The organism is Paenarthrobacter sp. OM7, assembly GCF_029873575.1.
Lineage (GTDB): Bacteria > Actinomycetota > Actinomycetes > Actinomycetales > Micrococcaceae > Arthrobacter.
Genome location: NZ_CP123579.1, coordinates 555,177 through 579,896, shown reverse-complemented (window position 1 = coordinate 579,896; position 24,720 = coordinate 555,177). Strand labels below are relative to the sequence as shown.

Here is a 24,720-nt window from a genome sequence, read left to right as displayed (position 1 = left end):
GGACTCGATCAAGGGCCGCAAACTGTTTCAGGAGGCAGAGATGAACATGCCCGATGCTTCACGGCTCGCGCAGCTTGGAGACACACTCGCTCGATGGCAGGTGGATGGAGGCCCCGTCCACCTCCATCCTGGTGACCTCGGCTGGTATTCGCGGCTCGGCGCCGACGACACGGCATCAGCGATACGGATCTGGGCGGACGGTGCGACACCGGCCGCCATCGGTCTTCTCGATGGCCCGCAGCTCCTTCGTCTGGCGATCGACCCGACGCGACGCGACGACGCCGGCCTTGCACGGCGGATCGCAGACTCGATCGAAGACCCTGAAGTCGGCGTATTCGCCTCCGGACAGGCGACAGTGGAGGCACGAGGCGCCAGCGCTCTGACGCGAATCCTGGGACAACGAGGCTGGCAAGAGGACGAACCGTGGATTCCATTGCGCTTGGATCTCTCCGCACCTGTCCAGCCGACCTGCACCCTGATCGAGACCATCGACGAGGACCGGGCCGGAGAATGGGTAGGAGTGCACTGGTCCGCGTTCCGGGGCACTCCACTCGATGATGCCGTGAGGCAGACGCTCGTCAACCGCTGGCTGGCGATGACCGCCGGGCCCTTCGCAGGGACATCGCGCAACCTCGTCGCCTTCGACGCGCAAGGCAGGGCGGTCGCGGTGACAACAGTATGGTCTGCCGGACCGGGGCGTCCCGGCCTTATCGAACCTATGGGCGTGCACATGGACCATCGTGGGCTCGGCTACGGGGTGGCGATCACCCGTGCGGGAGCAGCAGTGCTGCGGGAGATGGGTTCATCCAGCGCCGTGGTGGCCGCCGAAGGGGCCAATACGGGCGCGCTGGCGACCTACCTCGCGGCCGGGTTCGTCCCTGCCACGCCTGTCGTGGACATGTCACGCGGTGAGCTTGAGCCACGCGCATAAAGCTGTCGGCGCAGCCAAGGGCCAGTGCGTGCAGCTCGTCGGGACCTGATGATTGCCAGTCCGACAACGCTGCCTGCTGCTCGGGATGGCGTATTTCGGCCTCAGGGGGTGGAGTCCACTGCGGCGTCTACCGACGACATCCCGCATCCTCTCGGGACCCGAAGTGCGATACATTCGGTTGACGTCATCCTGCCGTCGATTGGAGCTCAACATGCTACCCGCAGCCAGCGTCTGGGCCTTCGCCCTTGCGGCGTTCGCGCTCATCGTCGTCCCGGGTCCAAGCGTGCTCTTCGTGATCGGACGCTCGCTCGCCCTCGGACGAAAGAGCGGCGTCCTAAGTGTGGTCGGCAATGCCCTTGGCATGCTCCCCGCCGTCGCCCTCGTGTCCCTCGGTGTGGGTTCCATCGTCGCTGAATCGATAATTGTCTTCACAGCCATCAAGTTCATCGGTGCTGCCTACCTGGTCTATCTCGGCATCCAGGCCTTTCGTCACCGCAACGACCACACCGACACCTCCTCCACAGCCAGGACTTCGCCGTCCTCTTTCCGGCTCCTACGCGAAGGATTCACGGTCGGCGTGACCAACCCCAAGACCATCGTCTTCTTTGTCGCAGTCCTGCCCCAATTCGTCGACTACGCCCACGGCGCCATCCCCCTCCAAATGGCGGCCCTCGGAATGATCTTCTTCACGATCGCCCTTGCCAGCGACACCATATGGGCCATGGCCGCAGGCACCGCGCGCACCTGGTTCGCCCGGAACCCAAAGCGCCTCGCCCGCATGAGCGCCGGCGGCGGCGTCATGATGATCGGCCTCGGCGGAAGTCTCGCCCTCACCGGCAACAAAACATAGGCAGCTCAAAGGGCACGGCTGGTCACGGTAGGCGTGTGCCAACGTGAACCGTTACTCCACCGTCACCATCACCGACGGCCAACCCGAAGCTCCATCAGGCACAGGGTCGGCGCGCTTCTCGGTCTGGGTTTCACCGGTGGCGTCGGTAGCCCGGGCCTTGACGTAGTGCATGCCGGGTGTGGCATCCCATTCGTAGGACCATTGGCGCCACGTGATGGTGGAGGCTTCGTCGGAGAGGGTTGCTTCCACCCAATCGCCGTCGTCAATCTGGACTTCCACCTTGGTGATTCCCCGGGTCTGGGCCCAAGCGGTGCCGCCCACAGCTACCTTCCCTGCTTTCAATCTCGCAAAGGACGTGGGTACGTCCACCCGTGCCATGGTTTTGATGGGGCCACGTTCCGACCAGCCGCGCTCCGTCCAGTAGGCCTTGCTGTCCGCGAAACGGGTGACCTCCAACTCCACTACCCACTTGGTGGCGGAGACGAATCCGTACAGTCCCGGAACCACCATGCGCACGGGGTATCCGTGCTCCACCGGAAGCGGCTCACCGTTCATGCCAATCGCCAGCATGGCATCGCGGTCATCCTGGAGGACCTCCAGAGGAGTGGAAGCGCTGAAGCCGTCGATGGAGCGTGAGAGCACCATGTCCGCGCCGTCCTTCGGCTTTGCCCTTTTCAAAACTTCGCGGATGGGCAGGCCCAGCCACTTGGCGTTTCCGGCAAGCTTTCCACCCACCGGGTTGGACACACAGGTGAGGGTGACGTGCGATTCGATCAGATCGGCGTCGAGCAGGTCCTGGAAGGTGAGGGTGACCTCTTCCTCAACCATTCCGTGCACCCGCAGTGACCAATCATTGACGTTGATCTCCGGGACGCTCAGCGCCGTATCAATCCGGTAGAACTCGTTGTTCGGTGTCAGCCAGGGCAAGACTCCCGGAACCGGGGAGTGGACACCCGCCGGCACAGGAGGCGCGGCCTTGATTGGCGCAGGCAGCCGGAGTGCATCCCGGGCCTGGGCGACATTGTTGCGAGCGGCACCCAGGAGCCGCCCACCGGTCGCCGCGAGGCCGGCGGCGACGGCGGTGATCCCGGCCGCAGCAAAGAAGCGACGGCGGCTCGTGCCGGTTCCGCCTCCTTGGGTATCGACGTCGGCGGCTATGTCGGCAGGCGCTTCCGGCCATGCTTTCAACCCCCACAACGGCACAATGAGTCGGCGCAGGACGATGAGCCCGGAGATGGTTCCCAGGACGGAAGGGATGGCGTCGGCGGGTCCAACCCCGGCTCGAGTCAGGACGCTGGCAACAATTACCACGCCCATGAACAGCACACCCAGGACGCCCAAGGCCCACTTCCGGTAGGCCACTACACCCAGGACGCAGGCCAGCAGGACGATGGTCAGGCCCATGCCCACGAACAGTGCGGCCTTGTCATTAGTGCCGAACGTGGCGATCGCAAAGTCCTTCATCCACGACGGCGTGAAGTCGATGAACGTCGATCCCAGCGCAAACACCGGGGTTGCCCTGGCAGTGAAGAAGGCGCCGATCAGCTCGGCGACGGCGAGCACGACGGCGGCCGACACCACGCCTGCCAGCGCTGCCATGGTTTCGGGGCCTTTGGTCCGGAGTCCGAGCTTTTTCATGTCAGTGGTTCGTAGCGGCCGGGAGCAGGGATGGGTGCCGGCAGCCTCCTGACACACAGGGGCACTTTGAACATCTGTTCATAATTTTCCTTGAACAGATGTTCAAGATGCACTAGCCTGCTTCGTATGACCCAAGCCACATTTTCCGATTCCGCCTCCACCCTTTTCATCAACGGCCGGTGGGAGCCGGCAGCGTCCGGCGCGGTGCGCGAGATCCACAACCCGGCCGACGGCGAACTGGTCGCCACGGTGTCCGAAGCCGACCGTGAAGACGCCGAGCGCGCCATTTCCGCAGCCCGCAAGGCGTTCGATTCCGGAGTTTGGGCGAACGTCCCCGCTCCTGAGCGCGGCGCGTTCCTGCTCAAGGTTGCCGCGGAACTGCGCGAACGCCGCGAGAAGTTTGCCCGCGCCGAATCGCTGGACACCGGCAAACGGATCATCGAAAGCCGCATCGACATCGATGACATCGCCGCCTGCTTCGAATATTTCGGACGCCTCGCCGGGCAGTCGGCGGGCCGGGTGGTCGACGCCGGGGACCCCGCCGTCGTCAGCAAAATCGTCTACGAACCCGTCGGAGTCTGCGGTTTGATCACGCCGTGGAATTACCCGCTGCTGCAGGCTGCGTGGAAGATCGCCCCCGCGCTCGCCGCCGGTTGCACTTTCGTCCTGAAGCCTGCCGAACTGACCCCCTCCACCGCAATCCTTACCATGCAGTTGCTGCAGGACCTGGGCCTACCCGACGGCGTCGCCAACCTGGTAACCGGCCCCGGAGTAAAAGTGGGCGCACCGCTGTCGGAGCACCCGGACATTGACCTGGTTTCCTTCACCGGCGGCCTGGAAACCGGCAAGCGCATCGCCGCGGCCGCCGCCGGCACGGTAAAGAAGGTCGCGCTGGAACTCGGCGGAAAGAACCCCAACGTCGTCTTCGCTGACGCTGACTTCGACGCCGCCGTCGACAATGCGTTGAACGGTGCCTTTGTGCACTCAGGCCAGGTTTGCTCCGCCGGGGCGCGGCTGGTGGTGGAGGAATCCATTGCCGAGCGTTTCGTCGACGAACTGGTCCGCAAGGCCAAGGACATCCGCCTCGGCGGCCCGTTCGATGAATCTGCCGAAACCGGACCGCTGATTTCAGCGGCACACCGGGAGAAAGTGGACGCCTACGTCCAGCGTGGCGTGGCCGAAGGCGCGCGGTTGCGGTGCGGCGGCGCGGCCCCCCAGGGCGAAAAGTTCGACGCCGGCTTCTACTACCAGCCCACCGTCCTGGACCGCGTCACCAGGGGAATGTCGGTAGTCATCGACGAAGCCTTTGGCCCGGTTGTAACAGTGGAAACCTTCCGCACCGAGGACGAAGCCGTGGCCACCGCCAACGACACCATCTACGGGCTGGCGGGTGCCGTCTGGACCCAGGATGCCGGCAAGGCCCAGCGGGTAGCGGGCCGCCTGCGGCACGGCACGATCTGGATCAACGACTACCACCCCTACCTTCCACAGGCCGAGTGGGGCGGCTTCGGCCAGTCCGGCGTCGGACGCGAACTCGGCCCCACCGGTCTGGGTGAGTACCAGGAAGCCAAGCACATCTACCAGAACACCAGCCCCCAGGTGACCGGCTGGTTCGCAGACCACGGCAAGGAGAAATAGATGCACGTTGACACCATTGAGAACCTCAGCGAGCGCGGGTTCGATTACGTCGTCATTGGCGGAGGATCTGCCGGAGCTGCCGTCGCCGCCCGGTTGAGCGAGGACCCTTCCGTCACCGTGGCCTTGGTGGAAGCGGGCCCGGATGACCGCAACCTGCCGGAGATCCTGCAGCTGGATCGTTGGATGGAGCTGCTGGAATCCGGCTACGACTGGGACTACCCTGTTGAGCCGCAGGAAAACGGCAACTCCTTCATGCGCCATGCCCGAGCCAAGGTCATGGGCGGCTGCTCCAGCCACAACTCCTGCATCGCGTTCTGGGCTCCCCGCGAAGACCTGGACGAATGGGAGTCAAAGTACGGCGCCACCGGCTGGAATGCTGCTGCCGCCTGGCCTTTGTACAAGCGCTTGGAAAGCAACGAGGACGCAGGCCCGGAAGCTCCACACCACGGACACGACGGCCCGGTGCACTTGATGAACGTTCCCCCACACGATCCCGCCGGCGTCGCGCTCCTTAATGCCTGTGAGCAGACCGGAATCCCCCGGGCAAAGTTCAATGACGGCACCACCGTGATCAACGGCGCCAACTTCTTCCAGATCAACCGCCGCTCGGACGGGACGCGTTCCTCCAGCTCGGTGTCCTACATCCACCCCATTGTGGATCGCGAGAACTTCACGCTGCTGACCGGCTTGCGGGCCCGCCAACTGGTGTTCGACGCGGACAAGCGCTGCACCGGCGTCGACGTCGTGGATTCGGCCTTCGGCCGCACGCACAGGCTGGACGCACATCGCGAGGTCATCCTGTCCACCGGTGCCATCGACTCGCCCAAGCTTCTTATGCTTTCGGGCATCGGCCCGGCCGAACACTTGGCCGCGCATGGCATCGAGGTCCTGGTGGATTCCCCAGGCGTCGGCGAGCACCTGCAGGACCACCCGGAAGGTGTGGTGCAGTTCGAAGCCAAGCAGCCCATGGTGCAGACCTCCACCCAATGGTGGGAAATCGGCATCTTCACTCCCACCGAAGAGGGCTTGGACCGCCCGGACCTGATGATGCACTACGGTTCCGTCCCCTTCGACATGAACACCCTGCGCTACGGCTACCCCACCACGGAGAACGGCTTCAGCCTGACTCCGAACGTTACCCACGCGCGTTCCCGCGGCACGGTTCGGCTGCGCAGCCGGGACTTCCGGGACAAGCCCATGGTGGACCCCCGCTACTTCACCGATCCCGACGGCCACGACATGCGCGTCATGGTGGCCGGCATCCGCAAGGCCCGGGAAATCGCGGCGCAGCCGGCCATGGCTGAATGGACCGGTCGGGAGCTCTCCCCTGGCATCGAAGCGCAGAGCGACGAAGAGTTGCAGGATTACATCCGCAAAACGCACAACACCGTGTACCACCCGGTCGGCACCGTCCGCATGGGACCAGTGAACGACGAAATGTCGCCCTTGGATCCCGAACTGCGGGTCAAGGGGGTGACCGGATTGCGTGTGGCCGATGCCTCCGTCATGCCGGAACACGTCACCGTCAACCCGAATATCACCGTGATGATGATCGGCGAGCGCTGCGCCGATTTCATCAAGGCCGATCTCATCAACAGCCGAACGGAGGAATCCACGACGGCGGAAGCCGGCTTCAGCTTGTCTGTCGCCTGAACAGGCACCCTGTTTTTAGACCCACGCAACAAACAATGGGGGAAACAGCCGGAGGCACAGCGTGGTGCCCGGCCTTTGATTTCGACTGCGACCAATGGCGGCCGCAGGTTATCACCATTCGTGCACGTCTGAACTAGGAGTTCGCATGTCAGAACCCAGCAAATTAGGACCCTGCAAGAGCGATGCAAGCGGCATGGACGAGTTTGGCTATGCCCAAACCCTGGACCGCAGCATCGGTAAGTTCGCCAGCTTCGCCGCCGGCGTCAGCTATATCTCCATTCTCACCGGCGTTTTTCAACTGTTTTACTTCGGATTTTCGACGGCGGGACCCGCCTATGCCTGGTCGTGGCCCATCGTCTTCGTAGGCCAACTAATGGTCGCTTTGTGTTTCGCGGAATTGGCCGGGCGTTATCCGGTGGCCGGGTCGGTGTACAACTGGGCCAAGAGGCTCTCGACTGGAACGTGGGCCTGGCTGGCGGGCTGGTTGCTGCTGCTCTCCTCCATCATGGCTCTGGGTTCCGTTGCCTTGGCCCTCCAAATCACCCTCCCGCAAATCTGGAGCGGCTTCCAGCTGGTCGGCGACGGAACAGGTCCTTACGACTTCGCCGTCAACGGGGTCATCCTGGCCAGCATCATGATCGGTATTTCCACGCTGATCAACGCGTTCGGCGTGAAACTCATGACCATGATCAACAGCGTGGGCGTGTTCGTGGAACTGGTTGCGGCCGTCCTGCTCATTGCGGCGCTTCTCTGGCACTCCGTGCGGGGGCCGGAAGTCCTCCTTGATACCGCCGGATTCGGTGAAGAACATCCCTTGGGCTTCTTCGGAGTGTTCCTCATTGCTGCCATGGCTTCGGGGTACGTCATGTACGGCTTTGACACCGCCAGCTCCTTGGGCGAAGAAACCAAAGACCCCAAGAAGACTGCTCCCAGGGCGATCCTTCGCGCCGTCACGGCTTCCTTCCTTTTGGGAGGCTTACTCCTCCTCGGCGGAATCCTGGCCGCGCCCGATCTCTCCGATCCCAAGCTGGGGGCGGCTGACGGCGGACTGCAGTACATCCTGCTTTCAGTACTCGGCGGCCCGTTCGGCAAGGCCTTCCTGGCCTGCATCGTCGTAGCCGTAGTGGTCTGCACCCTCGCCGTCCATGCAGCAGCCATCCGGATGATGTTCGCTATGGCCCGGGACAACAACCTTCCCTTCAGCCGTCAGCTCAGCAAAGTGCATCCCACCCGGAAAACGCCCACCGTTGCTGCCATCGTCATCGGCATAGTTGCCGTCATCCCGCTGATCGTCAACATCTCCCAGCCGGCCATCTTCACCATTCTCTCCAGCATCAGCATCGTGCTGATCTACCTGTCCTACCTGCTGGTGACCGTGCCCATGCTGCGGCGCCGGTTCTTGAAGAAGTGGCCCCTGAAGGACGACGGATCAGAACCGGGATTCAGCCTCGGCAAATGGGGGCTGCCTGTGAACATCCTGGCCGTGCTGTGGGGCGGCGCCATGACGCTGAACCTCGTGTGGCCGCGGCCGGAGATTTACAACTCGGTGCCGCCGTTCGAGTGGTACCTGCAATGGGGAGGCGTGATCTTTGTTGGCACGGTCATCATCGGCGGGACGCTGCTCTACCGTCTCCGCATCAGGCACAAGACCGGGGTCCTGGCCGAGCACGCAGCCCTGGTCACTCCCGAGGACTCTCCCCAAGTGGTAACCCAGAACTCCTAGCCCGCTACTTAGACGAACGCCGATTTCCCTGTCACCGCGCGGGCCACGATCATGGAGTTGATCTCGTAACTGCCCTCGTAGGTGTACAGGATTTCGGCGTCGCCAAAGAGCTTGGCCATCTCATAGTCCGTGGTGATTCCGTTCCCGCCCAGCAGGGAACGGCCCATCGCAACTGAGGAACGCGCCAGCCGGGTGGTGGTGGCTTTGCACATGGCCGCCTGCACCATCTGGAGTTTCCCGGCCTGCTGGATCCGGGCGAGCTCGACCATCATGGACAACGACGCGTTGGCGTTGCCCAGAATGTCGGCAAGCTGCTGCTGGACCAGTTGGAAGCGAGCCAGCTCTTTGCCGAACTGCTTGCGTTCCAAAGCGTAAGAACGGGCAATATCAAAGGCTGCCAACTGAATCCCCGCAGCCTGCCACCCCACCCAGGCCCGGGAATCGCGCAACAGGTCATTGGCTCGGGAAAACTCCGTGGCCCCCGGCAGGAGGTTCTCCAACGGAATACGCACCTCGTCCAACACGATGTCCGCATTCTGCATGATGCGCAGGCCGATCTTGTTGGAGATCTTGGTGGCCGAGTAACCGGGGCGGTCCGTCTCCACAATGAAGCCCTTGATGTGGCCGTCGGATTCATCCCGTGCCCACACCAATGCGAAGTCGGCAATCGTCCCTGCCCCGATCCAGCGTTTGGCACCGCTGATGACCCATTCGCCGCCGTCGCGCCGCGCCGTCGTCGAAAGTCCTCCGGCGATGTCCGAGCCGTGATCCGGTTCGGTGAGGGCGAAGGCGCCAAGCTGGGTGAAAGCTTCCAACCCAGGCAGCCACCTGCGCTTCTGTTCAGGGGATCCAAGCTCGTCGATCATGCCCACGATGAGTTCATTGTGGATGCCCACCAGCGCCGAGAGTGATACGTCCGCCCGGGCCACCTCGGTGTACATGAGGCCCTTGAAGAGCTTGGTGGAGCCGTCTGTCTGGAGTCCACCGAGCCCGAACTTGGCCACGTCAGCCAGCAGCCCGAACGGGAACTCCTCCCGGTTCCAGTACTCGATGCTGGCCGCCCGGATCCGCGTTTGCAGGAACTCCCTGATCTCCAAGTACCGCAAGCGCTCCCCGGCCGGGAGCAGGTCCACTACGTGCATCAAGTCCGCCTCCGGATAAGGAGGGAGGACGCGTTCTGGTGCCGCACCGCTGGTAACGGTGCCGGCAGCTTTGTCGTCGAGCATTAGACCCCTTCGTCATGTCCCGCACAGGCTCTTCCAAACCCTTGGATGTCCTAGTATATTGCAAGGTGATGTGGATCACTAGGCGGGATGTCCGGCAAAGGTGCCAGGGAAGCCCGAAGGCGAAAGGCGGACTATGACAGTCACAGAGGACTTCCGTGCGGCCCGAGACCGGCTGCTGGAACTGCGTGAGGACTACAAGCTGGCGCACGCCGAATTCGAGTGGCCGCGGTTTGAGGAGTTCAACTTCGCTTTGGACTGGTTCGACCAGATCGCGGCGGACCCGGCCCGGGGCAACAAGCCCGCCTTGGTCATCGTGGAACAGGACGGGAGCTCCACCCGCCGCAGCTACAAGGACCTCGCGGAACGCTCATCCCAGGTAGCCAACTGGCTGCGGGACCAAGGCGTCCAGCGTGGAGACCACATGATCATCATGCTCGGCAACCAGGTTGAACTGTGGGAACTCATGCTCGCCGGCATCAAACTCGGCATCGTCATGATCCCCACCACCACCCTCATGGGCGCCCGTGATCTCCAGGACCGCGTTGAACGTGGCGGTGCGGCCTGGGTGGCCGTCGGAAGTGCCAACATCGGCAAGTTCGCCGACGTCGAGGGTGAATACGCCCTGATCGAGGTCGGTTCGGAGAGAATCGATGCGGACGCCAAACAGTACGCAGATGCGTACGACGCCGGCACGGACTTTACGCCCGACGCCCCCACAAAAGCGGACGAGACACTGCTGCTCTACTTCACCTCCGGCACCACGTCACGGGCGAAGCTCGTGGAGCATACCCACACGTCCTACCCCGTGGGCCACTTGTCCACCATGTACTGGATCGGCCTGGAACCGGGCGACGTCCACCTGAATGTCGCCTCCCCTGGCTGGGCCAAACACGCCTGGTCCAACGTCTTCACGCCGTGGATCGCTGAGGCCACGGTCTTCATTTACAACTACCAGCGCTTTGACGCCGCCGCCCTCATGGAGCAAATGGGCCGCGAAGGCGTCACCAGTTTCTGCGCGCCTCCCACGGTGTGGCGCATGCTCATCCAGGCCGATCTTACGCAGCTCACCAGCCCGCCACGCAAAGTGGTCTCGGCTGGGGAGCCACTGAATGCCGAAGTTATCGGGCAAGTGGAGAAAGCTTGGGGAGTCACCATCCGCGACGGCTTCGGCCAAACCGAATCCACGGTCCAGATCGCCAACACTCCGGCCCAGCCGGTGAAGATCGGCTCCATGGGCCGCCCGCTCCCGGGGTACGACGTCGTCCTGGTGGATCCGAACACCGGGACGGAAGCCGACGACGGCGAACTCTGCTTGCGCTTGGACCCCCGGCCCGTGGGATTGATGAAGAGCTACTTCGGCGACGAAGAGAAAACGGCCGATGCCTTCCGCGACGGCTACTATCACACGGGCGATATGGCGAGCCGGGACGCCGACGGCGTGATCACCTACGTCGGCCGGGACGACGACGTTTTCAAGTCCTCCGACTACCGCTTGTCCCCGTTCGAACTTGAAAGCGTCCTGATCGAACATCCCGCAGTGGCGGAGGCCGCCGTCGTGCCTTCACCTGATGCCGTGAAGCTGTCGGTTCCGAAAGCGTTTGTGGTTCTGGCTGCCGGCTACGAAGCCGGACCGGCAGTCGCGGAGGACATTCTGAGGTATTGCCGCGAGCATCTGGCACCGTTCAAACGCATCCGGCGGCTGGAATTCGGCGAGCTTCCCAAGACGATCTCCGGCAAGATCCGGCGGGTGGAACTGCGCGGCACGGAAGTCGCCCGGCACGGCGAGGGGCCGCTGCCCTCCGGTTTGGGCGTGGAATACACCGAGGAAGAGTTCCCGAATCTGAAAGACTAGCCACCCGGAAGATCAGGCCAACCAAGCAACCGAAGGAGGCCCATGGGCACGCCACTCCCCCGCGATCCCATCGCCGACGCCCAGCGCAACTGGGAGCGGCATGGCTGGGGCGACGTCGCCGCGCCCATGGCCGCCATCACCGCGATCATGCGGACGCAGCAGATCCTGCTGGCCCGCATCGAAACGGTCCTCAAACCGTTCGGGCTGACCTTTGCACGCTACGAGCTGCTGGCGCTCCTGAGTTTCGCCCGCAGCGGCGCGCTGCCTATGAACAAGGCCAGCGCGCTCCTGCAGGTACATCCCACCTCGGTGACCAACGCCGTCGACCGCTTGGAAAAAGCCGCCCTGGTAGCGCGTTCCCCGCATCCAACCGACGGACGCACCACCCTGATTGAGCTCACCGCCGAGGGCCGCACCCTCGCCAAGAAGGCGACGGCGGCACTCAACGCGGAGGTTTTCGGCAAGTCAGGCTTCGGGCACGACGACGTCGATCACCTCATCCGCGTGCTGGGCACCTTCCGCAGGGATGCCGGAGATTTCACGGAGGAATAATGGATTCACCCCCAAGAAGCTCCCTTTACGTTCTGGAGGGTCGGTGCCCGGGCAGGGGTGGAGCCTTTGATTGGTACGAATGCCCGGTAGGGGTGCTGATTTCCAAGGTGTGAACGTCACCGGGCATGGCTTTGGTGCTCCAGCCGGCGTTTTCCTTGGTGTGGTTGCAGGCTTCGCACAGGCCTGCACCATTCGCCAGGCTGGTTCTCCCACCAGAACGCCAAGGAACCACATGGTCAATATGCCGGATGGGCGCATCGCAATACGGAGTCCGGCAACTATCGTCACGGGTTTCGATGAAGCGCCGGAGCCCACCCGCGAAGAGCCGGGTCTTGGAATCGGTGGCCAAGAGCTCCCCGGTAGCTGGCGCGGTGTAGAGCCGACGAAGCCATACGGTGAACTCTGCGCTCAGCGCCGCCGCGTGATCTTGGGCGGCCTGCCCCGATCCGAGCAGCTCCCTTCCCCATTCAGCCGGGACGATTCCGTAGCCCTTGAGCCGGGCTGGTTCGCTGTCACCCTGGAACAAGGTGCGGTCGGTCATAACGAGATCCAGGTTGATCCCCGAAATCCCGCCCGGGGTGCCCGTAATGCGTTCGGTCAAGGTGTCGGCCATGAGCTGGCCCCGACCTCGAGCATCCCCAGTGGAACGGGCCGAATCAGCCGCTCGAGTCAGCGCGGCGTAGACCGCTACTCCCTGGGCAACCGGAAGCAAGGCCGTCAGGTACGTCATGGTGTCCGGGGCTGGACGGAGGCTGACGGTCCGTTCGGCGGCAGCACGGCTGGCACGCCCGACTACCGACCGCGGATCCCGCCGATATGCGGCAGCTTTTGCGGCAGCAGTGATCGCTTTGTCGCCCTTGCCGTCAAAGGTCCCGGTGTCGGGGGCGAGCTCCTGGTCCACAGCACAACGGTCCTCGACAGACAGGCAGGCCGTTTCCTTAACAAGAAGCGTGGCACGCCATTCATTCAAGTGCCCCGATTTCAGGGCCGCCAAGGTGCGGGGCATCTCCGTGACAAGGGCTTTCGCCAAGCCCAGGAGGCGGGACCCACGGTTTGGTGACTCGCGCCGGGCCAACGCAACCTGCGCTCCCACGCCCTGGCCGCGCTCCGAGGAAGGGACCCCTGCCTCGGCCTGCTCCTGACGTTGAGCCAGATCGAACGCCACAGCAACCCGCGCCTGCAAAGCGGAGATCGCAGACTTCATCTTCTCCAGGACGCGCAACTGTTCGATCAGGTCGCTGCTAACGGTGCTGGCTGTGCCCCTGTCGGGTTGAACGGAATCCACAACGACGGGAGCGCGCCCGCGCGCCACCCCTGTGCCCGCCCGCTTCTCCCCACTTTGCTCCATGTCCTAACTCTGGCAGCAGGCACCGACAAAATAAGGTCAGCGTTCACAGGGGAGCCCCATAGCCTTTGCGCAGCAAGGGAGTCCCTCGGAGGACCTCCCTCAAGCGGGACTCCCTCCCCCGCTGTGAACCTGATGTTCTGGATCCATGACCACAACCTTTCCCACCGCCAAGACCCGGCGTTTGCCCTTGGTGACCTACGTTCTGGCAGCGGGTGTGTTCCTGATGGGAACCACCGAGTTTATTGTTGCGGGCATGCTGCCGGAGATCGCCACAGATCTTGGCACGTCCGTAGCCAACGCGGGCCTCATGATCACGGTCTTCGCGGTAGGGATGATCGTGGGTACCCCCACAATGTCCATCCTGACTCTGAAGCTGCCACGCCGCCTGACTCTGAGTCTCGCATTGGTGGTCTTCGCGGTGGGTCACGTGATTGTGGCGCTTTCCCTGAACTTTACGATCATTCTTGGCGCGCGGTTCCTCACGGCGTTGGCGACAGGCGCTTTTTGGGCGGTAGCCGCCGTCGTGGGTGCCAAAGCGGCAGGCGCTGCGGCAGCTTCGCGGGCGCTAGGGGTAGTGTTGGGCGGCGGAATGCTCGCCAACGTCGTGGGTGTTCCCTTGGGAGCGTTTGCCGGTCAGGCGATTGGTTGGCGGGGGCCGTTTTGGATACTCGCCGCGTTGGCCCTGGTGGGTGCAGTTGCCGTGTACCAGTTGGTTGCCGAGGATCCTGTTTCGGGGCCCACACCGTCGGTGCGTGCTGAACTGGCGAGTATGCGGGACTCGAGGGTTTGGCTTGTCCTGGCGGGCTGCGCGATGGTGTGCGGATCTTCCTTGGCTGCCTACACCTTCATCTCTCCGCTGCTCACCGAGAACGCCGGGCTTGCCGCAGCCGCGGTTCCGCTGGTGCTTATGGCGTACGGCGTCGGGGCGTTCATCGGCTCCACCCTGGGTGGCCACTTCGGTTCCCGCCGCCCATACACGGCACTGTTCATCTCAGCAGGAATGACGTTCCTGGTCCTCGGTGCCCTCTTTCTGTTCTCCCACTACGCCGTGACGACAGTGGTCCTGATCTTCCTGCTGGGCCTCTTCGGCATGGCAACCAACCCGATACTGATCGGCAAGGCAGTTGGATATGCCGGGCACGCGCCAACCCTGGCCTCGGCGCTCAGCACATCGGCATTCAATCTGGGCACGGCAGTGGGATCCTGGATGGCCGGCTTCGCACTGGAGTCCGCGCTGGGAGCCAGCGGTCCGGTGCTGGTGGGCACTGGGGTCGCCGCGCTCTACTTCCTGCCGCTCACGGTGCTGATGCTGAAGGATCGGAAGGAAGGTGCTTTGGCGTGAAGTGCAGCAGCACCGCCACAGGTCGTGACCATCGGTGAGGGAAGCCCGGCCATTCAGGACTTCCCGAGCGTGCTGCCACTGACCCTCACCATTGAAGAGTTCGCCGGCCGGGAACAGATCGCTGATCTCCTCGAGTCTGGCCAATGACCGGGGGACACAGTGAACCTCAACACGCCAGCAACTGGGACCCTCCCCCTAGGAGGAGAGTTGCGGCCATGCCGGCGGCGACATTACCGGACTGGCTGGAAATCCACGCTAGCGGCCTGTAGACAGGTCAGAAACGGTCGTTTTTGAATGGAACGGCGTCTTCGCTGGCCGCCCACGATGCCAACAGCTGCAGACGCTCGGCCGACGGCGATCCGGGTTCCGCAGCGTAGATGGTCAGGGTCAATCCGGGTTCTGCCGCCATCTCGAGGCCCTCGAAGGCGAGCGTCATCTCGCCAACGATGGGGTGGTTGAACGTTTTGAAGCCAGTGCCATGGTGGCGGACGTTATGTGCGCCCCAGCGGGTGCGGAACTCCTCGCTGCGGGTGCTGAGTTCACCAATGAGATCGTGAAGCTCTTTGTTGTGCGGGTCTCGCCCAGCCTCTGTGCGCAGGATGGAAACGGTCACTTCCGCAAAGGCATCCCAGTCCGGGTAGAACTCGTGGGCACGATCATCCAGGAACGTAAACCGTGCGATGTTGGGCGCCTGGCCCGGCATGTCGTAACAGTCCTTGTAGAACGCCCGGGCCAACGGGTTCACGGCCAGCAGATCCATCCGGCCGTTCCGAACAAAGGCGGGACCTGCGGTGACAGCATCAAGCGCCCATTGCAGGCTCTGATGCGGCACGTAGGACTTGGCGCTGCGTCGCCTCGGCGGCCGCGCAACCGGACTGGCGGAGTGAGCGAGATCGAACAGATGGGCCCGTTCCGCGTCGTCCAAGCACAACGCCCGCGCCAGGCTCTCAAGCACTTGTGGCGATGCACCACTGATGGCACCGCGCTCCAAACGGGTGTAATACTCAACGCTCAGTCCGGCAAGAGTGGCCACCTCACTGCGCCGCAATCCCTTGACTCGTCGATTCGAACCGGCCGGCAGCCCCACCTGCTCAGGGGTTACCTGGGCACGCCGGGAGATCAGGAATTCGCGTACTTCTGCCCGATTGTCCATACCTTCACCCTAGTTCCGGGCCGTCGCGCGAGGGAGTCCCTGAGAGAGCCTCCACCGGCTTATGCAGGCTCGGCCTTCCGGCGGGACACCAACACGGGACTGTGGGCATGGTGAAGGACAGCGTGCGCCGTGGAACCAATGGTGCCCTTGATGACCCCGTGCCCTTTGGTCCCCACCACCGTCAGGCGTGCTCCTTGCGAAGCTTTGACCACAGCCCGAGAGAAGGAAGCATCCACCAGCAACTCTCCGGCCACCTCGATCCCGGGTGCTTTGTGGCGGGCCCGGCTCATGACGGAATCCACGAGGGCTTCTGCGTCGGGATAGTCTTCAACGGGATCGCGCAACCGCCGGTACCCGGCAGGTTCGTGGAGCACATGCACGATCTTGAGGTCAGCCCCTGATGCTTCAGCGAAATGGCACGCATCCTCAAGTGCTGTCGGTGATCCTGAGTCATCGACAGCCAGCAACACAAAGCCTTCAGGGTTGTCGTCCGCACGGATCACGGCCACTGGGCACTCTGCCGTTGCTGCCATCTCCAGGCTGACGGATCCCACCAGCAAACCCATGAACCCGCCCAGTCCCCGGCTTCCGAGCACCAACATCGCAGTGCCGGCCGAAACGTGGGCCAGGTGATCGCGGGGCATCCCGTGCAACAGGGTGGTGTGGACTTCCAGCTCGGGGACGGTCTCCTTGGCGAGAGCCGCACCTTCCTCCAGGACTTTCTGAGCGGCCCGTTCCAGACCGCTATCGGCAACCCCAGGAACGGGTCCCCTGTTGTGGGACAGCAGGACCCACAAGGAACAGTGCACTACGTGGAGGGAACAGTCCCGCAGGATCGAATGTTTAGCGGCCCACTGAACGGCGCGGTGTGATTCTTCGGATCCGTCATAGCCAACCACGATCGTCTTGGATGCACCCTCGTTCGTCATGGCCAGAGCCTACGCCGGCCCCGGGAGCGGCACCATAGCGTCACGCCCACCGCCACAACGCAGCACGCTGCTAGGCTCCGATGCTGACACTTCAGGAGGAAACACCGTGGGCTTTGCCAAAGAACTCAGGAACCAATCAGCCGAGGATTGGGACGCCGCCGTTAACCATCCATTCGTGGACCAACTGCTGGACGGGTCCCTTCCCGATGAGCAGCTGCGCCATTACCTGGTGCAGGATTACCAGTTCTGCGATGCCTTCACCGCTCTCTTGGGTCAAGCCGTAGCCTCGGCACCGTCGCTGCCTTCCCGACTGGTGTTCGCTGGTGTCCTCGGGGCCTTCGCATCCGACGAGAATACGTACTTCCAGGATTGCTTCAATGAACTGGACGTTCCGGAAGCAGAGAGGACTGCGCCCGCTCTCGGAACGGCCACCCAAGACTTCGACGCCCTCATGCGGAGCGCCCTCGCCACCCGCTCCTACCCGGAGGTCCTCGCCGTTCTGCTGGTTGCCGAATGGCTGTACGGAGATTGGGCCGCGCGCGCCGGAGACCCCACCCAGTGGCCCGTCGAACCCAAGCATGCCGAGTGGATCCGCCTCCACAACAACCCCGAGTACAACACGTGGGTGACGTGGCTGCGCGACGAGTTCGACGCCGTCGAGCCTTCACTGCCTCAGGAGCGGAACCGCGTTGCTGCGGTCTTCGCGGAGGCAGTGCGGCTGGAGCGGGCGTTCTTCGACGCAACGCTGACCTCCGCCGCTGTCAGCTAGCCCTGCTTCCGGACGGTGTAACTGAGCTCCACCAAGCCTTGATCGTAGCTGTTCACGTCCACGAGTTTCAGAAGGGCGGGGTCGTGTCCGGCGGGGAACACGCCCCTGCCGGCGCCTTGGCCTATCGGCATGACCACCAACCGGACCGCGTCCATCTCGCCGGCCGCGAAGAACGTCTGACCCAGGGACAAACTGCCCCATAGGACAATGTCCTTGGCGGACTCGCGCTTGATGCGGCGGATCGCCTCGATCGCGTCGCCGGATTCAACGTTCGACGGCGGGAAGTCGCCCCACGGGGCTTCCTTCAGGTGGCGCGAAAACACGTGGCGGCGCAGGCCATTCAGGGCTGGTGCGATGATCTCGCCCTCCGACGCGGGCGTCGGCCAGAACTCCACGAAGTATCTGTAGGTGTTGGCACCCAGAACCATGGCTTCCACGCTGCCAAGCCATTCGAGTTGGGCCCGGTCAAACTCGGCCGTTCCGCCTTCCAATAACTCGTAGGCCTTGAACTCGTTGTTGGTGTCGGCGGCGAAACCGTCGGCGGTCACAAAATCCTGCACGATCAGCTGTCCCATGACTCACTCCTCGACTGCGGGTGGTGGCCCGCAGGAGCCTACGCCGCGAAGTACGGGCGGACAACCCTTTGGCGGGTCTCCTGTTCATCGGAGCCACGGCAAGACTCCGGAGTTCCCGTCAGCTCGGTCCAGTGCCAGCTGTCAGGGCAGTCATCGTTGTCGCAAAATTGCCAGGTCATGGGGTCCCTCATTGTCGTCTGTTCGTGTGTCCATAGAATGGACACGCGAGCAGCCGGAACGTGACGAGGGAAGGACCGTGAGCTGCGTCCTACTCAGCCTGCGGAGGTGAAGGCGAAGATCAGCGCCGAGCCCAGGGACAGGACTCCTATGCCGTAACCCACCACCAGAGCGGCAATGGCGAAGCCCCGTCCCCGTTCGCCTCGCTGCTGAATCTGGTTCAAGGCCACATGGCCTGCCCCAACGACGAAGACCGCGATGACGGCCATGCCCGCGAAAAACAGCCCGACGAGGGCAAGTACGGCCATGGCTGCGGCAACGAGGGCCTGCCGGTTGATCGGCTGGGTGGATGCTTCAGTGTGGTTAGCCTGAACGATCTCCGTTGACATGTTCTCTCCCCATTTGTAAGTGCACCGAGTCTATCCCCGACACTCCAGAAAACACGCGCGAATTACCGGTGTTTGAACTCCGGTTGGCGCTTCTCACTGAAGGCGGCCATGCCCTCCTTTTGGTCCTCGGTAGCGAAGAGCGAATGGAAAACTCTCCGTTCGAAGACAACCCCTTGGGACAGTCCCATCTCGAAGGCCGCGTTGACGGCTTCCTTTGCCACCATGCCGGCGGGCTTGGACTTGGACGCGATGACTTCTGCTGCCTTGACTGCTTCGTCGATGACCTCAGCGGCGGGAACCACCCTGGAGACCAAGCCGGACCGTTCGGCTTCGTCCGCATCCATGAACCGGCCCGTCAGGACCATGTCCATCGCTTTGGCCTTGCCCACGGCGCGGGTCAGCCGCTGAGAGCCGCCCATGCCCGGGATGACGCCCAGGTTGATCTCCGGCTGGCCAAACTTGGCGTTATCTCCGGCGATGATGAAATCGGCCATCATGGCCAGTTCGCAGCCACCACCCAAGGCAAAACCGGAAACCGCAGCTATGACTGGAATGCGCAGGCGGGTGAGGTCCTCCCACCGCCGGAACCAATCTGCCGCGTACATGTCCATGTAGCTGTTGGAAGACATTTCCTTGATGTCGGCCCCGGCTGCGAATGCCTTGGCGGATCCCGTGATCACCACGGCCCCCACTTCAGGGTCGGTATCCATGGCGGAAACTGCATCCACGAGCTCATTCATGAGTGCGGTGTTCAGCGCATTCAACGCCTCCGGCCGGTTCAGGGTCACCAGTCCAACCCGGCCCCGCCGTTCCACCACAATGTTCTGGTACTGCTCCGTCATGCTCTCCCTCTCCGCCAAGCCCAACAAATCACAACCACTCTGTTCCAACCTCTCACACGGACTTGTCCCGAATCTCCGTGATGATGCCGGAGAAGTCCCTGCCGGCGCCCTCGCCGGCAGCGAAGGCATCGTAGATTCGCGATGCCAACGGCCCCATCTCCGCCGCTACTCCTGTACTTTCCAACGCATTCAGTGCCAGGCGCAGGTCCTTGGCCATCAATGCTCCGGCGAAACCCGGCTGGTAGTCGCGGTTGGCGGGGCTGGTGGGTACCGGCCCCGGAACGGGGCAGTTGGTCGTGAGCGCCCAGCACTGCCCGGACGCGTTGGAGGCGACGTCGAACAACGCCTGATGCGTGAGGCCCAACTTCTCGCCCAACACGAAGGCCTCGGCAACAGCAATCATGGACACCCCCAGGATCATGTTGTTGCAGACCTTGGCGGCCTGCCCGGCACCGTGGTCCCCGCAGTGGACAATACGTTTGCCCATCAATTCCAGGATCGGCTGCACGGTCTCAAAATCCTCCGGAAGCGCACCCACCATGAACGTCAAGGTGCCCGCTTCGGCGCCCACCACGCCGCCGGAAACCGGGGCGTCAACGGACCGGTGACCCGCTGCCACGGCCAGCGCCGCGGCTTCCCGGGCTTCGTCCACGTTGATGGTGGAGCAGTCCAGGAACAGGGTGTTCGGCTTCGCAACCGACAGCAGCCCCGGCCCGTCCACGCCACGGTAGGCATCCAGGACATGCTTGCCGCTGGGGAGCATGGTCAGCACCACGGCCGCCTCCGCTGCAGCCTCGTGGGCAGAGGATGCCATGGGAATCCCGTGGGCCAACGCCGCTTCCACGGCCGCCGGAACGGGGTCGTACCCAATAACGTCGTGTCCGGCCTTGATCAGGTTGGCCGCCATCGGCCCGCCCATGTGGCCGAGACCGAGGAAAGCGATGAGTCCCGTTTCCGGGCCTTGGATATCTGACATGGCTGCATTCTCTGTCATACCGTCTCCTTCGACTCGCTGCCCAGCCCGGCAAGACCCAGTTCCCGTTCGCCGAGCGGCTCAAAGTAGCCCTCGACGTCGGACGGCTGGACGTCAGCCAGGGCAGGCGGCTTCCATTGCGGATTCCTGTCCTTGTCCACTACCTGCGCGCGGATGCCCTCCCGGAAATCAGGACCGGCCAAGCAGCGAAGCCCCACGCGATACTCCTGATCCAAAGCCTCCTCCAGGGAAAGCCCCCGCACCCGTCGCAGCGATTCCAAGGCGACTTTCACCGATGTGGGAGACTTCGCCTCAATCGTGTCCGCCGCGGCAGCAGCTTCGGCCCCGGCAGAGCGCAGGCTCCGGACAATCTCTTCAGCGTCGTCATACACGTACGCGGCGTCGATCCATTCGCGCTGCGCCGCCAGTGCCGAGTCCGGCGCGGCTTGCGCGAAACGCCCGACGGCGGCTTCCGGCGTCGAGCTTTCCAGCGCTTCCGCCAGGGCCCGCAGGTTTTCGGACGGCACAAAGTGGTCCGCGAGTCCCAGGAACAACGCATCCGAGCCGGACAGGTGTGCTCCCGTCAGGGCCGCGTGGGTTCCCGTCTCCCCCGGCGAGCGCGACAGCAGGAGCGTTCCACCGACGTCGGGCACAAAACCGATGGTTGTTTCCGGCATGCCGGTACGCGTCCGTTCGGTGACCACGCGCACCGAGCCATGGGCCGAGATGCCAACGCCACCGCCCAAAACCAGCCCGTCCATGAACGCCACGTACGGTTTGGGATAGTGGGCAATCAACGAGTTCAGCCGGTACTCGTCCGCCCAGAACTCCGCAGTTTCGGTTCCGCCGTGCAGCATGTCCTTGTAGATGGCCACAATGTCGCCGCCGGCACACAGCCCGCGGTCTCCCGCGCCGCGCACCAGAACGGTGGCAACGGCGTCGTCGTCGGCCCACTCCGTAAGCTGCCGGAACATGGCTTGCACCATTCCCGCATTCAGGGCGTTGACGGCTTTCGGACGGTTCAGGGTCACGATGCCCAGGTGGCCCCGACGCTCAAACAGAACTTCGTCTTCAGTCTCTGGAGCCCCCATCAGCTGCCCGCCGGCATGATGAAGCTGGCGCCTTGGCGGATGCCGGAGGGCCAGCGCGACGTCACGGTCTTGGTCTTGGTGTAGAACCGGAACGCGTCGGCGCCGTGCTGGTTGAGATCGCCGAAGCCCGAAGCTTTCCAGCCGCCGAACGTGTAGTACGCAATCGGCACGGGAATCGGCACGTTGATGCCCACCATGCCCACCTCCACGCGGCTGGCGAAGTCGCGGGCGGAGTCGCCGTCGCGGGTGAAAATCGCGACGCCGTTGCCGAACTCGTGCTCGCTGCAGAGCCTGAGCGCTTCGTCGTAGTCAGCTGCGCGCAGCACGCTCAGGACAGGTCCGAAGATCTCTTCCTTGTAGATCTTCATGTCCTTGGTGACGTTGTCGAAGAGGGTGGGGCCAACCCAGAAGCCGCCGTCGTAGCCGTCCACGGTGAGTCCGCGGCCGTCGGTGACCAGGGTTGCGCCTTCGTCCACCCCGGACTGGATGTAGCCCTCAATGCGTTCCTTGGCAGAGGCTGCCACGACCGGCCCGAAGTCCGAGTCCTTGTCCAGGCTGTGGCCAACCTTCAGGTCCTTGACGCGCTCGGTCAGCTTGGCCACCAGGGCATCGGCAGTTTCTTGTCCCACCGGCACGGCTACGGAGATGGCCATGCAACGTTCACCCGCGGAACCGTACCCGGCACCAATCAGTGCGTCGGCTGCCATGTCCAGATCGGCGTCGGGCATGATCACCATGTGGTTCTTTGCCCCGCCGAAGCACTGTGCACGCTTGCCGTGCGCAGCTGCCGTGGCGTAGATGTACTGTGCGATGGGAGTTGAGCCCACAAAGCCGATGGCTTTCACGCGCGGATCTTCGAGCAGTGCGTCCACGGCTTCCTTGTCACCGTTGATGACGTTGAAGACGCCGTTGGGAACCCCGGCTTCGCTGTACAGCTCGGCCAGGCGCAGCGGAACCGACGGGTCCCGTTCGGAGGGCTTGAGGATGAAGGCGTTCCCGGCTGCGAGCGCCGGGCCGGACTTCCACAGCGGAATCATGGCCGGGAAGTTGAACGGCGTGATGCCCGCGACCACACCGAGGGGCTGGCGGAGCGAGTGGACGTCGATCCCCTGTCCGGCGTTGTCCGAGAACTCGCCCTTAAGGAGGTGCGGTGCGCCGGCGGAGAACTCCACCACCTCGATGCCGCGCTGGATGTCGCCCTTGGCGTCCGCGAACGTCTTGCCATGCTCGGAGGACAGGAGCGTGGCGAGTTCGTCCATGTTCTCGTTGACCAGGTCCACGAACTTGAGCAGGATGCGTCCCCGGCGTTGCGGGTTCATGGCCGCCCATTCGAGTTGGCCCTTTTCGGCATTTGCGACGGCGTTGCGGACCTCGTCGGCGCTGGCCAGCGGAAGCCGGGCCTGGACTTCGCCCGTGCAGGGATCGTAGACATCGCTGAAGCGGCCGGACGTGCCGTCGATCCTCTGGCCGTCTACGTAGTGTGAAAGCTCGCGCACCATGGTGGAATGCTCCTTTGCATCGTGAATGACTGCCGTGCCGCCGGGTGCTGGGACCACTGCGGGGAACACGTGACCAACTGTGATCCAGGTCATCTCTGAACCCGAATATACTCGGACTTCCTACTAATTTCCAGAGGGTTGTTTTGAGGGCGGGTGGCTTCCTAGTGGACTTCCTTCATCCCCTTGTACGCTTCGAGTGCTTCCGCCCGGGTGGTTTTGAGGTCCACAATTTCCCCGGGGTATTCGGGCGTTCCGAATTCGGGGATCCAGTGGGCGATGTACTTCCCTTGGGGATCGAACTTAACCCGCTGGGCCTCAGGGTTGAAGATCCTGAAGAAGGGCGAGGCGTCTGCTCCGGAGCCGGCCACCCACTGCCAGTTGGCGGGATTCGACGCCGGATCTGCATCCACCAGGGTGTCCCAGAACCACTGCTCACCGAGCTGCCAATGGATACCCAGGTTCTTCACCAGGAAGCTGGCGGCCACCATGCGTACGCGGTTGTGCATCCAGCCGGTGTGCCATAACTGGCGTTGCCCGGCGTCCACCATGGGGAAACCTGTGCGGCCCTGCTGCCAGGCCCGGAACTCCTCCGGCGCACTGTCGTGGCCGGGATTTTTACCGTTCCTTCCGCTGCTGCCGGGCCACGCCCACGGGAAGCGATCAAACTCGGAGCGAAGGTTCGCGGTGGCGAGCTCCGGGTTGTGGAAATACTGGTGCCAGCAGAATTCACGCCACCCCAGCTCAGAAGCAAAGATCGAGGCGCTTTCGGACCGCTTGGAACCCAGGGCATGCCACACCTCAAACGGGCTCAGCTCACCCCACCGCAGGTAAGGCGACAGGCAGCTGCTCCCATCGGTATCCGGACGGTTCCGGCCCTCGCTGTAGTTGGAGAGCCCCTTCTCCACGAACGCAGCGAGACGCTGGTGGCCGGCAGCCGCTCCAGGCGTCCACATCCCGGCCAATCCCCCGGACCAGTCCGGATGGGTGGGCAGGAGATGCCAGGAGTCCAGCTTTTCATCGGCCGGCAGCTTGCCCGTGTAACCATGCCCCTTCGCGGGCACGGCCAACGGCTCGCGGAATTCCTGTGCGGACACCGTCCGCCAGAAAGGTGTGAAGACCTTGTATTGTCCACCCGTTTTGGTGGTCACGTTCCATGGCTCATGAAGCAGGGAAGCCTGAAAACTGGCTACGTGGAGCCCGGCCCCGCCCGCCCAGGTCTTGAGTCCGGCGTCGACCGTTCGCTCAGCCGCACCGTACCGGCGGTTCCAGTAGAGCGCGCCCGCACCAACCGCCGTCGCGGTTTCCTGCACTGCCTCCGCGGCGGGTCCGCGGCGGAGCAGCAGCGGGATGCCGAGTTTGTCCAGTTCTTCACGCAGCGCTGTCAGCGAATGGTGGAGCCACCACCGTGCGGCGCCGCCATGGGCGCGGATTCCCGGCGATTCTTCGTCGAGGACGAACAGGGCCACGGCTTCACCGTCGTCAACGGCGGCCCGCAAGGCCGGATTGTCGGCGACCCTCAGGTCGTCCCGGAACCACACGATGGACGGTTTCATCAATTCCTTTCAGCGCA

Annotated in this window: 22 protein-coding genes; 10 read left to right on the top strand and 12 right to left on the bottom strand. The window is 63.7% G+C overall.

Translation table 11 applies throughout. From position 1 onward, the window contains the following. Window positions 1–40: 40 nt before the first annotated feature. On the top strand, window positions 41–931 hold the full coding sequence (locus QEH68_RS02830; protein WP_280626348.1) for a GNAT family N-acetyltransferase: 891 nt from the start codon (window positions 41–43) through the stop codon (window positions 929–931). Window positions 932–1,142: 211 nt separating this feature from the next. After that, window positions 1,143–1,781 carry a LysE family translocator gene (locus tag QEH68_RS02825; RefSeq protein ID WP_207596076.1) on the top strand — a complete coding sequence of 213 codons (639 nt, stop codon included), beginning with the start codon at window positions 1,143–1,145 and terminating at the stop codon, window positions 1,779–1,781. A gap of 51 nt (window positions 1,782–1,832) precedes the next feature. Here QEH68_RS02825 and QEH68_RS02820 read toward each other — a convergent pair whose 3' ends face one another. Further along, entirely contained in the window at window positions 1,833–3,419 is a 1,587-nt protein-coding gene (locus QEH68_RS02820) for a molybdopterin-dependent oxidoreductase (RefSeq protein WP_280626347.1), read from the bottom strand. Window positions 3,420–3,545: 126 nt separating this feature from the next. Between QEH68_RS02820 and QEH68_RS02815 the strand changes: the two genes are divergently transcribed. The 3 genes from QEH68_RS02815 to QEH68_RS02805 all read left to right on the top strand — a co-directional run bounded on the left by QEH68_RS02815 (window position 3,546) and on the right by QEH68_RS02805 (window position 8,433). Next, the gene (locus tag QEH68_RS02815) at window positions 3,546–5,057 is read left to right on the top strand and encodes an aldehyde dehydrogenase family protein (protein ID WP_280626346.1); all 1,512 of its coding nucleotides are present in this window, start codon (window positions 3,546–3,548) and stop codon (window positions 5,055–5,057) included. Beyond that, window positions 5,058–6,710, top strand: coding sequence for a GMC oxidoreductase (locus QEH68_RS02810; RefSeq protein WP_280626345.1), 1,653 nt, complete (start codon window positions 5,058–5,060; stop codon window positions 6,708–6,710). 145 nt (window positions 6,711–6,855) lie between these two features. After that, window positions 6,856–8,433, top strand: a complete 1,578-nt coding sequence (locus QEH68_RS02805; RefSeq protein WP_280626344.1) for an APC family permease — start codon at window positions 6,856–6,858, stop codon at window positions 8,431–8,433. A gap of 8 nt (window positions 8,434–8,441) precedes the next feature. Here the strand turns inward: QEH68_RS02805 and QEH68_RS02800 are convergent, their stop codons facing one another. Next, window positions 8,442–9,659: an acyl-CoA dehydrogenase family protein gene (locus QEH68_RS02800; protein ID WP_280626343.1), complete on the bottom strand. Its 1,218-nt coding sequence runs from the start codon at window positions 9,657–9,659 to the stop codon at window positions 8,442–8,444. 133 nt (window positions 9,660–9,792) lie between these two features. On the opposite strand from QEH68_RS02800, the gene QEH68_RS02795 reads away from it, so the two are divergent. Both QEH68_RS02795 and QEH68_RS02790 read left to right on the top strand, forming a co-directional pair. Then, window positions 9,793–11,511 (top strand): AMP-binding protein, encoded by a 1,719-nt coding sequence (locus tag QEH68_RS02795; RefSeq protein WP_280626342.1) that lies wholly within the window; start codon window positions 9,793–9,795, stop codon window positions 11,509–11,511. A 42-nt stretch (window positions 11,512–11,553) separates the two neighbouring features. Next, window positions 11,554–12,063, top strand: coding sequence for a MarR family transcriptional regulator (locus QEH68_RS02790; RefSeq protein WP_207596070.1), 510 nt, complete (start codon window positions 11,554–11,556; stop codon window positions 12,061–12,063). 25 nt (window positions 12,064–12,088) lie between these two features. Here QEH68_RS02790 and QEH68_RS02785 read toward each other — a convergent pair whose 3' ends face one another. Further along, window positions 12,089–13,411 carry an HNH endonuclease signature motif containing protein gene (locus QEH68_RS02785; RefSeq protein WP_280626341.1) on the bottom strand — a complete coding sequence of 441 codons (1,323 nt, stop codon included), beginning with the start codon at window positions 13,409–13,411 and terminating at the stop codon, window positions 12,089–12,091. Between the two features lie 145 nt (window positions 13,412–13,556). Here QEH68_RS02785 and QEH68_RS02780 point away from each other — a divergent pair, with 145 nt between their 5' ends. Next, window positions 13,557–14,753 (top strand): MFS transporter, encoded by a 1,197-nt coding sequence (locus tag QEH68_RS02780; RefSeq protein ID WP_280626340.1) that lies wholly within the window; start codon window positions 13,557–13,559, stop codon window positions 14,751–14,753. A 24-nt stretch (window positions 14,754–14,777) separates the two neighbouring features. Then, window positions 14,778–14,900, top strand: a complete 123-nt coding sequence (locus QEH68_RS02775) for a cyclophilin-like fold protein (RefSeq protein WP_280626339.1) — start codon at window positions 14,778–14,780, stop codon at window positions 14,898–14,900. 127 nt (window positions 14,901–15,027) lie between these two features. Here QEH68_RS02775 and QEH68_RS02770 read toward each other — a convergent pair whose 3' ends face one another. Together QEH68_RS02770 and QEH68_RS02765 are read right to left on the bottom strand one after the other, a co-directional pair. Then, the gene (locus QEH68_RS02770; protein WP_280626338.1) at window positions 15,028–15,906 is read right to left on the bottom strand and encodes a helix-turn-helix transcriptional regulator; all 879 of its coding nucleotides are present in this window, start codon (window positions 15,904–15,906) and stop codon (window positions 15,028–15,030) included. Between the two features lie 59 nt (window positions 15,907–15,965). Beyond that, on the bottom strand, window positions 15,966–16,835 hold the full coding sequence (locus tag QEH68_RS02765; protein ID WP_280626337.1) for a universal stress protein: 870 nt from the start codon (window positions 16,833–16,835) through the stop codon (window positions 15,966–15,968). A gap of 106 nt (window positions 16,836–16,941) precedes the next feature. Between QEH68_RS02765 and QEH68_RS02760 the strand changes: the two genes are divergently transcribed. Beyond that, complete coding sequence (locus QEH68_RS02760) at window positions 16,942–17,604, top strand: TenA family protein (protein WP_280626336.1); 663 nt, start codon at window positions 16,942–16,944, stop codon at window positions 17,602–17,604. Here the strand turns inward: QEH68_RS02760 and QEH68_RS02755 are convergent. The 7 genes from QEH68_RS02755 to QEH68_RS02725 form a co-directional block, all read right to left on the bottom strand. Beyond that, window positions 17,601–18,179, bottom strand: a complete 579-nt coding sequence (locus tag QEH68_RS02755) for a dihydrofolate reductase family protein (protein WP_280626335.1) — start codon at window positions 18,177–18,179, stop codon at window positions 17,601–17,603. The genes QEH68_RS02760 and QEH68_RS02755 overlap by 4 nt on opposite strands. A 272-nt stretch (window positions 18,180–18,451) precedes the next feature. Then, window positions 18,452–18,745: a DUF4190 domain-containing protein gene (locus QEH68_RS02750; protein WP_089593463.1), complete on the bottom strand. Its 294-nt coding sequence runs from the start codon at window positions 18,743–18,745 to the stop codon at window positions 18,452–18,454. Between the two features lie 62 nt (window positions 18,746–18,807). Next, entirely contained in the window at window positions 18,808–19,587 is a 780-nt protein-coding gene (locus QEH68_RS02745) for an enoyl-CoA hydratase (RefSeq protein WP_280626334.1), read from the bottom strand. A 52-nt stretch (window positions 19,588–19,639) separates the two neighbouring features. Then, window positions 19,640–20,581, bottom strand: coding sequence for a 3-hydroxyisobutyrate dehydrogenase (gene mmsB / locus QEH68_RS02740; RefSeq protein ID WP_207596060.1), 942 nt, complete (start codon window positions 20,579–20,581; stop codon window positions 19,640–19,642). Continuing rightward, window positions 20,578–21,651, bottom strand: coding sequence for an enoyl-CoA hydratase/isomerase family protein (locus QEH68_RS02735; protein ID WP_280626333.1), 1,074 nt, complete (start codon window positions 21,649–21,651; stop codon window positions 20,578–20,580). Before QEH68_RS02735 ends, mmsB begins: the two co-directional genes overlap by 4 nt. Next, window positions 21,651–23,150, bottom strand: coding sequence for a CoA-acylating methylmalonate-semialdehyde dehydrogenase (locus QEH68_RS02730; RefSeq protein ID WP_280627958.1), 1,500 nt, complete (start codon window positions 23,148–23,150; stop codon window positions 21,651–21,653). The genes QEH68_RS02735 and QEH68_RS02730 overlap by 1 nt, the downstream gene beginning before the upstream one ends. Window positions 23,151–23,311: 161 nt before the next feature. After that, window positions 23,312–24,703 carry a deoxyribodipyrimidine photo-lyase gene (locus QEH68_RS02725; RefSeq protein ID WP_280626332.1) on the bottom strand — a complete coding sequence of 464 codons (1,392 nt, stop codon included), beginning with the start codon at window positions 24,701–24,703 and terminating at the stop codon, window positions 23,312–23,314. Window positions 24,704–24,720: the final 17 nt, after the last annotated feature.

What these genes read in the sequence shown, in the direction of transcription:
- QEH68_RS02830 (WP_280626348.1), top strand. Translation starts at nt 41, where the DNA reads ATGAACATGCCCGATGCTTCACGGCTCGCGCAGCTTGGAGACACACTC.
- QEH68_RS02825 (WP_207596076.1), top strand. Translation starts at nt 1,143, where the DNA reads ATGCTACCCGCAGCCAGCGTCTGGGCCTTCGCCCTTGCGGCGTTCGCG.
- QEH68_RS02820 (WP_280626347.1), bottom strand. Translation starts at nt 3,419, where the DNA reads ATGAAAAAGCTCGGACTCCGGACCAAAGGCCCCGAAACCATGGCAGCG.
- QEH68_RS02815 (WP_280626346.1), top strand. Translation starts at nt 3,546, where the DNA reads ATGACCCAAGCCACATTTTCCGATTCCGCCTCCACCCTTTTCATCAAC.
- QEH68_RS02810 (WP_280626345.1), top strand. Translation starts at nt 5,058, where the DNA reads ATGCACGTTGACACCATTGAGAACCTCAGCGAGCGCGGGTTCGATTAC.
- QEH68_RS02805 (WP_280626344.1), top strand. Translation starts at nt 6,856, where the DNA reads ATGTCAGAACCCAGCAAATTAGGACCCTGCAAGAGCGATGCAAGCGGC.
- QEH68_RS02800 (WP_280626343.1), bottom strand. Translation starts at nt 9,659, where the DNA reads ATGCTCGACGACAAAGCTGCCGGCACCGTTACCAGCGGTGCGGCACCA.
- QEH68_RS02795 (WP_280626342.1), top strand. Translation starts at nt 9,793, where the DNA reads ATGACAGTCACAGAGGACTTCCGTGCGGCCCGAGACCGGCTGCTGGAA.
- QEH68_RS02790 (WP_207596070.1), top strand. Translation starts at nt 11,554, where the DNA reads ATGGGCACGCCACTCCCCCGCGATCCCATCGCCGACGCCCAGCGCAAC.
- QEH68_RS02785 (WP_280626341.1), bottom strand. Translation starts at nt 13,411, where the DNA reads ATGGAGCAAAGTGGGGAGAAGCGGGCGGGCACAGGGGTGGCGCGCGGG.
- QEH68_RS02780 (WP_280626340.1), top strand. Translation starts at nt 13,557, where the DNA reads ATGACCACAACCTTTCCCACCGCCAAGACCCGGCGTTTGCCCTTGGTG.
- QEH68_RS02770 (WP_280626338.1), bottom strand. Translation starts at nt 15,906, where the DNA reads ATGGACAATCGGGCAGAAGTACGCGAATTCCTGATCTCCCGGCGTGCC.
- QEH68_RS02765 (WP_280626337.1), bottom strand. Translation starts at nt 16,835, where the DNA reads ATGACGAACGAGGGTGCATCCAAGACGATCGTGGTTGGCTATGACGGA.
- QEH68_RS02755 (WP_280626335.1), bottom strand. Translation starts at nt 18,179, where the DNA reads ATGGGACAGCTGATCGTGCAGGATTTTGTGACCGCCGACGGTTTCGCC.
- QEH68_RS02750 (WP_089593463.1), bottom strand. Translation starts at nt 18,745, where the DNA reads ATGTCAACGGAGATCGTTCAGGCTAACCACACTGAAGCATCCACCCAG.
- QEH68_RS02745 (WP_280626334.1), bottom strand. Translation starts at nt 19,587, where the DNA reads ATGACGGAGCAGTACCAGAACATTGTGGTGGAACGGCGGGGCCGGGTT.
- mmsB (WP_207596060.1), bottom strand. Translation starts at nt 20,581, where the DNA reads ATGACAGAGAATGCAGCCATGTCAGATATCCAAGGCCCGGAAACGGGA.
- QEH68_RS02735 (WP_280626333.1), bottom strand. Translation starts at nt 21,651, where the DNA reads ATGGGGGCTCCAGAGACTGAAGACGAAGTTCTGTTTGAGCGTCGGGGC.
- QEH68_RS02730 (WP_280627958.1), bottom strand. Translation starts at nt 23,150, where the DNA reads ATGGTGCGCGAGCTTTCACACTACGTAGACGGCCAGAGGATCGACGGC.
- QEH68_RS02725 (WP_280626332.1), bottom strand. Translation starts at nt 24,703, where the DNA reads ATGAAACCGTCCATCGTGTGGTTCCGGGACGACCTGAGGGTCGCCGAC.